Source organism: Streptomyces sp. NPDC055140, assembly GCF_053607285.1.
This window is the reverse complement of record NZ_JBSGTG010000081.1, coordinates 6,318-8,095: the sequence shown is the minus strand read 5'-3', so window position 1 is coordinate 8,095 and position 1,778 is coordinate 6,318. Positions and strand designations below refer to the sequence as shown.

The following is a 1,778-nucleotide window of genomic DNA, read 5'->3' as shown; positions in this document are numbered from 1 at the left end:
CTCACGCAGGGCAAGTGGTCCCCCTACGACGGCCTGTTCATGGAGCTCGCCGCCCGCGGCGTGCCCACCGACGGTATCCGCTTCATGCAGGAGGCCAAGACCGACCGGGACAAGGCCGCCCTGTTCCGCGACGCCCGCAACGGCAAGATCAGCGTGCTCATCGGCAGCACGGAAACCATGGGAACCGGAACCAACGTGCAGCGCCGCGCCATCGCGGTGCACCACCTTGACTGCCCGTGGCGCCCCGTCGACCTGCACCAGCGCAACGGCCGCGTCGTACGGCAGAAAAACCTCAACTACGACCTCGGGCGCGAAGTCCACGTCTACAACTACGTCACCGAGAACAGCTTCGACGCCTACGTGTGGCAACTCGTACTGGGCAAGGCCAAGTTCATCCAGCAGCTGATGAGCGGCAAGCTGACCGACCGCACCATCGACGACATCGCGATGGACCTCAACGAGTACATGATCGAAGCGGTCGCCATCGGCGCCGGCGACCCGCGCCTGCAGGAAGTGGGGCGGCTCCAGAACGAGATCCTCACCATGGAGGCCGAGAAGCACGCCCACAACGCCGCCCAGTACGGGCTGCGGCACACCATCGACACAGAGACCCGGCGCGCCGAGCAGCTCGAGACCAGCATCGCCTGGCTCACCGCCATCGTCGGCGACGCGAATACGGACGGCACCCGCCGCTCGACCCGCGACACCGACTTCTCCATGACGGTCGAAGGCCGCACCTACACCAAGCGCAAGGACGCCGCGGCAGCCCTCCACTTCCGCCTCGTCGATGCCCTCGACGACCTGCGCCAGCCCAACCACCCGCCCATCGAGGTCGCTGAACTGGGCGGTGCGCCCGTCTTCGCCCGCCTGGACTTCCTCGACCTCCACCTCGACTTCGGCGCCGGCAAGCCCGTTCCCGTCGACCGCAAGAAGATGCTCGCCGACCCCGCCTCCGTCTCCGGCACCATCCAGTCCCTGGAACACCGCCTCGCGCACCTCGACGACGACCTGACCATCGCGAACGAGGAGCACACCCGCGCACTCGGCGAGGTCGCGAACGCACAGTCCTACCTCGGCACCATCTACCACGACGACGACAACCTTGTGCAGGCCAAGGCACAAGTCGCAGCCCTGATGGCCGAGCTGGAGACCGAAGCACCCGCCCAGAGCAACGGCCCCGGCGGCGCCGTGCCCAGCTACGCCAGCGCAGGCGCCGAAGACAGCCCGGCCATGGCCCGCTCCGGCGGGGGAGGAGGCGGTGGCCGCTCGCGCAGCCGCACCGGCGGCTCCGGAAGCTCCGACAGCGGCGCATCCTCAGGCGGCGCAATGGACGCGGAGGAGCAGCAGGAGCAGTTCCCCCACTACACCGACCGGCTCGGAACGCTGATCGCCGAGCGGCTCCTGGCCGAAGCCCTGCGCGCGGTCGTCGAAACCCACCCCGACGCCGCCAAGACGCTGGGCGGCCGCAAGCTCGCCAAGGCCCTGGAGCAACTCCACGAGGAGAGCCTCCACCTGCGCCACAAGCGACTGGAAGGCGAGCTCCTTTCCCCTGCCGCCTCGATCGTGGCGCCGAGCCTGTGGCGCACCGCCATCGAGGAAGCCACCAAGGCCCTCGGCAGGGCCAACCCCATGGCCACCGACCTCAAGCGCCTCGGCCGCCTGGCCACGCTGCACGAGCAGCGCTGGACGGCCACCCTGAGCACCCCCTCGGCCCTGACACAGTGGAGCGACTCCACCGAACCGCCCCCAGACGAGACCGCCCCCGTGTCCGGCCCCGA

At 69.4% G+C, this 1,778-nt stretch carries 1 protein-coding gene; it reads left to right on the top strand.

The genetic code is table 11. The features are described from left to right. Positions 1-1,778, top strand: a 1,778-nt coding sequence (locus ACWFR4_RS46865) for a DUF3772 domain-containing protein (RefSeq protein WP_453657866.1), incomplete at both ends; no start/stop codon positions are given.